This window comes from Corallococcus sp. 4LFB (genome assembly GCF_046520365.1).
Lineage (GTDB): Bacteria > Myxococcota > Myxococcia > Myxococcales > Myxococcaceae > Corallococcus > Corallococcus caeni.
Genome location: NZ_JBKGHJ010000584.1, coordinates 1 through 4,657 on the forward strand (window position 1 = coordinate 1; position 4,657 = coordinate 4,657).

Genomic DNA, 4,657 nt, shown 5'->3' on the forward strand with positions numbered 1-4,657 from the left:
GGAGGCGGACCGCCGCGGCCCGAGCAGCCCCGCCAGCTCCGACCGTCGCGCCGCGTCCTCGGTGCCTCCGCAGGGCTACGTGGGCCCGGAGCGGCGCGGCTTCCGGCGCGGTGAAGCGTCGGATGCGCCGATGACGAACCGCTTCTGGCCCGCGCAGCCCAAGACGCTCCAGGAGGCTGGCCTCAACGCGACCTTCGTGGAGGAGCTGGTCCTCAAGGCCATCTTCTTCGCGGGCGAGATGCGCGGCATGGACGTGGCCACGCGCCTGCAACTGCCCACCACGCTGGTGGACGAGGTCATCGAGGGCCTGCGCCGGCAGAAGTACATCGACATCCGCGGTGGTGGCGGCTCCGGCGTGGGCCGCTCCACGATGATCTACCAGCTCACGACCTTCGTGACGGACGTGCTGCGGCAGATCCTGGACCGCAACCGCTACAACGGCCCGGCGCCCGTGCCGTTCAACGAGTGGGTCGCCGCCGTGAAGCAGCAGACCGTGCGCGGCAACCGCATCACCCGCCAGCGCATGGAGGACAAGTTCGGCGACCTGATCATCCGCGACTACATCTTCGACGGCATCGGCCCGGCGATGAACTCCGGGCGAGCCATCTTCTTCTACGGCCCCCCGGGCAACGGCAAGACGGCCATCTGCCAGGGCATGGTCAACTGCTACGGCGGGGACATCTTCGTCCCGCACGCGCTGCTCATCGACGACTTCGTCGTGAAGATGTTCGACGCGAACATCCACCGCGCCGTGGACGACGAGCCCGGCATGCCCTCGTACGACCGCCGCTGGGTGCGCTGCCGCCGGCCGCTGGTGGTGGTGGGCGGCGAGCTCACGCTGGAGATGCTCGACCTCGTCTACACCCCGGAGGTGAAGTACTACGAGGCGCCGTTCCAGATGAAGGCGTCCAACGGGATGCTCCTCATCGACGACTTCGGCCGGCAGAAGGTGTCCCCCAAGGACCTGCTCAACCGGTGGATCGTCCCGCTGGAGAGCGACGTGGACATGCTCACGCTCCACACCGGCAAGAAGATCCAGGTGCCCTTCGACGTGTTCGCCGCCTTCTCCACCAACCTGGACCCGAGCGACCTCGTGGACGACGCCTTCCTGCGCCGCGTCCGCTACAAGCTGGAGGTGCAGCGCCCGGACGAGGAGCAGTTCCACGAGATCTTCCAGATGATGTGCAAGAAGCGCGGCGTGCCCTACGACGCGCGCGCCGTGGACTACCTCATCGACGAGCACTACCGCCCGCTGCACCGGCCGTTCGCCGCGTGCCAGCCTCGCGACCTGCTGGATCAGGTCATCGACATGGCGAACTACCAGGGCGTGACGCCGCGCCTGGACCCCACGCTGCTGGACGCCGCCGTGCGCAGCTACTTCGTGCGCTTCGACAAGCCGGAGGCGTCCGCGCCCACCTCCGCGTCCGCCCGCTGAAGCGGCTGGGGGCCGTCCCCCGCGAACGGCCCCCACGGCGACGGCTGGAGCCACGTGCGCACCGTCTCCACGGGCACGTTGGCCAGCACGTCCACGATGGACAGCCCCGTCACGAAGCGCCCCTCGCGGCCTTGCGCGTAGTCCGGGTGGCGGAAGCGCTGCCACAAGAGGCGCACGTCCACCGCGCGGAAGCGCTCGGGCTTCAGGTACACCGTGGAGCCCGTCCCCGAGTAGTACGTGTGCGCGCCCGTCTGGAGGCAGTACTCCACCAGCCGCTGCGTCTTGTCCTCGCCCCGGCGCTCCAGCGTGGAGGAGCACACCAGGTCTGGCTCCAGGCCCAGTGGCCTGTAGAACAGCGCCATGCTGGACAGGAGCACGCGCAACAGCGACCCCGGGCCGGACTCGCGCGCGGCGGCGTCGTAGAAGGGCTCCACGAGCGGCAGCACCTGCGCGCGGAAGTGGGGCCGGCCTCCGTAGAGCGTCACCAGCGCGTTGAGGTGCTTGCGCGCCCAGGGCTGGCTCGAGTCCACCGCCAGGTCGCGGATGCGCGTGTCGCGGTGCGGATCCTCCAGCGGGATGGACAGCCACTGGAAGCCGGGCTCGGACGGGGGCGGCGTGGGCACGCCGTGGGGCAGGGCGACGCGCGTGCGGCGCTGCCAGCCGCGCCGGAGCCACTGCACGTCGTCCAGCACCACCAGCGTGCCGGCGCGCGCCACCTGCTCGTAGAAGTCCACCCACGGCAGGTAGTGGGGCTGTTCGGCGACGAGGACTCCAGGGTGTCCGGACACGCCCCGGATGATAGGGCCTTTCAGCCGCCGCGCACCGGGTGGCGGAACACCGGCGGGAACACGCGCGGGGCCTTCTTCTTGCGCACGCAGGTGGTGTCCGCGCTCATGTAGCAGGCGGAGAACGCGCGCCGCCGCTGGCCGGGCCGGCCGCGCCCGGAGCGGTGCCAGACGTGGTTGTGCACGAGCAGCGCCTCCCCGGCCCGCACCGGCAGGGGCACCACGTGTCCTTCCGCGTCCGCCGCCTCCACGCGGTCCGGCGGAATCACGCCGCCCAGCGCCGTCACCAGCCCCGCGCGGTGGCTGCCGGGGATGACCTCCAGGCAGCCGCCGCCCTCCGGCGCGTCGTCCAGCGCGGTCCAGATTTGAAGGTCCGGCTCGCGCGTGAGGCCCCACAGCTTTCCGCCGTCCTGGTGGAAGGGCAGGTTGCTGCCGCCCGCGGGGCCCTTGTGGAAGAGGATGGCGCGGTACAGGACGATGTCGCCGGGGATGCGCGCGCGGGCGATGCGCTCGAACAGCGGGTTCTCCAGCCACGCGAGGAAGCGCGGATCCTTCTCCAGCTTCTCCAGCTTGCGGTACTCCAGGGACGGGCCCTGCCAGCCCAGCCCCAGCGGCGCGTCCTCGTAGCGGCCGGTGGTGGCGTCCGGCTGGAAGAACATCCCCGGGTACACCACGCGGCCGAGCATCAGGTCGTCCGCCCGCTCGCGCAGGGCCTCCACGCCCGCGTCGTCCAGCATGCGGCCCAGGCGCGCGAAGCCGTGCGCCTCGTAGTGGGCGAGCACGGCCGCCACGTCCAATCCTTCCGCCTCCACGCTGAGCATCCGCTGCACCATTGCCGCAAGGCCCGTGCGCGTCCAGCCCGGTCGCGCGAGCGGGGGGAGGGCGCCCTCGTGGGAGGGGGCTTCCGCCCTTGCACCCGCGCCTGCCCGGCCGCATGGTGGGCATGGCATGCCCTACCGTCGCGCCACGCACCACGTCTCCGCCCCGGATGGCACCCGGGTGGCGGTCCACACCCACAGCTCGGACACGCCGGAGGAGGGCCGCGACGCCGCGCTCGCGGACCGCTCCACGGTGCTGCTGACCAACGGCATCGGCACGTCGGAGAACTTCTGGCGCCACATCGTCGCCGACCTGGAGCAGGACCACCGCGTGGTGCACTGGGACTACCGCGGCCACGGCATGAGCGAGGAGTCGCGCGACGGGGACTACCGCGTGCAGGTGCACGTGGACGACCTGGAGCGCGTCACCGAGGCGGCCATGGCGCGCGGCGACGGCAAGCCGCCGCACCACATCGCCTTCTCCATGGGCGTGCGCATCCTGCTGGAGCTGTACCGCCGGCGCCCGGACCTGGTGCCGTCCATGACGCTCATCGCGGGGACACCGGGCGTGCCGGGCTCGGCCAACCCGAGCCGGGCATCCCGCTTCGGGTTGAGCGCCGTCAAGGGCGCCCTGGCCGCCAGCACGCCGTGGGTGCCGGTGGTGGCGCCCGCGGTGAAGGCCTTCATCGCCAGCCCGCTGGCGGATCCGTTCGCCCGCGCGGTGGGCGCGCTGCGGCCCCGGGCCCCGCGAGAGGACATCGCCGAGTTCCTGGACGCGCTCTACCACATGAGCGCGCAGGCCTATTGGCGCACGCTGCGAGGCCTCACGGAGGGCCACGCCTGGGACGTCCTCCCGTCCATCCGGGTGCCCGTGCTGATCATCGCCGCGAGCGACGACGTCCTCGTGCCCCTGTCGGAGGTGCAGCGGCTGCACCGCGCGCTGCCCCAGGCCGGCTGGCTCCAGGTGCACGACGCCGGCCACGCGGGCCTCCTGGAGGCCGGGACGGAGATCGCCCAGGCGGTCCGGGGCTTCCTGGATGCGCATGGATTGGAGACTTCAGCCTCCGCGCAAACCCCTGTCACTCCAGGCTGAAGTCACAGCGGTTCCGGTGACCCATCCGGTGTGCTGGGTTTTGAGAATCCGATGACCTCAAAGGTCACGAGGACGCGAGCCAGAAGTCACCGGGCCTGGTTTGCGTCGGCTTGTAATTTTGTGTTTTGCATGGAGGCTCAGCACTCAACACGGAGTCTCCATGTCCTGGTCTTCCCGGCACCTGCTGGTCCCTTTGTCAGCGGTGCTGTTGGTGTTGTCGGCGTGCGGTGGTGATGACGACAACAGGAACCCTGTCTGCGGCAACGGCATCATCGAGAGCGGCGAAGCGTGCGACGACGGCAACCGCACGGAAGGCGACCGCTGCAACAACAGCTGTCAGGTCACCACGCCCATCATTGACGCGGGCACCAATGACGCGGGCACTGACACCGACGCGGGGACGGACACCGACGCGGGCACCGAGACGGATGCCGGTACGGAGACCGACGCTGGCACCGAGATGGATGCCGGTACGGAGACGGACGCTGGCACCGAGACGGATGCCGGTACGGAGACCGACGCGGGC

5 protein-coding genes are annotated in these 4,657 nt (G+C 70.9%); 3 read left to right on the forward strand and 2 right to left on the reverse strand.

Annotated features, from left to right (window positions below; all coding sequences use genetic code 11):
• A partial coding sequence (locus ACLEQD_RS37355; protein WP_410390648.1) for an ATPase occupies positions 1-1,435 on the forward strand: 1,435 nt, incomplete at its 5' end.
• Here the strand turns inward: ACLEQD_RS37355 and ACLEQD_RS37360 are convergent.
• On the reverse strand, positions 1,375-2,223 hold the full coding sequence (locus tag ACLEQD_RS37360; RefSeq protein ID WP_410390649.1) for a WbqC family protein: 849 nt from the start codon (positions 2,221-2,223) through the stop codon (positions 1,375-1,377). The genes ACLEQD_RS37355 and ACLEQD_RS37360 overlap by 61 nt on opposite strands.
• A 20-nt stretch (positions 2,224-2,243) precedes the next feature.
• On the reverse strand, positions 2,244-3,041 hold the full coding sequence (locus tag ACLEQD_RS37365; protein ID WP_410390650.1) for a phytanoyl-CoA dioxygenase family protein: 798 nt from the start codon (positions 3,039-3,041) through the stop codon (positions 2,244-2,246).
• 127 nt (positions 3,042-3,168) lie between these two features.
• Here ACLEQD_RS37365 and ACLEQD_RS37370 point away from each other — a divergent pair, with 127 nt between their 5' ends.
• Both ACLEQD_RS37370 and ACLEQD_RS37375 read left to right on the forward strand, forming a co-directional pair.
• Positions 3,169-4,131, forward strand: a complete 963-nt coding sequence (locus ACLEQD_RS37370) for an alpha/beta fold hydrolase (protein ID WP_410390651.1) — start codon at positions 3,169-3,171, stop codon at positions 4,129-4,131.
• A gap of 160 nt (positions 4,132-4,291) precedes the next feature.
• A partial coding sequence (locus tag ACLEQD_RS37375) for a DUF4215 domain-containing protein (RefSeq protein ID WP_410390652.1) occupies positions 4,292-4,657 on the forward strand: 366 nt, incomplete at its 3' end.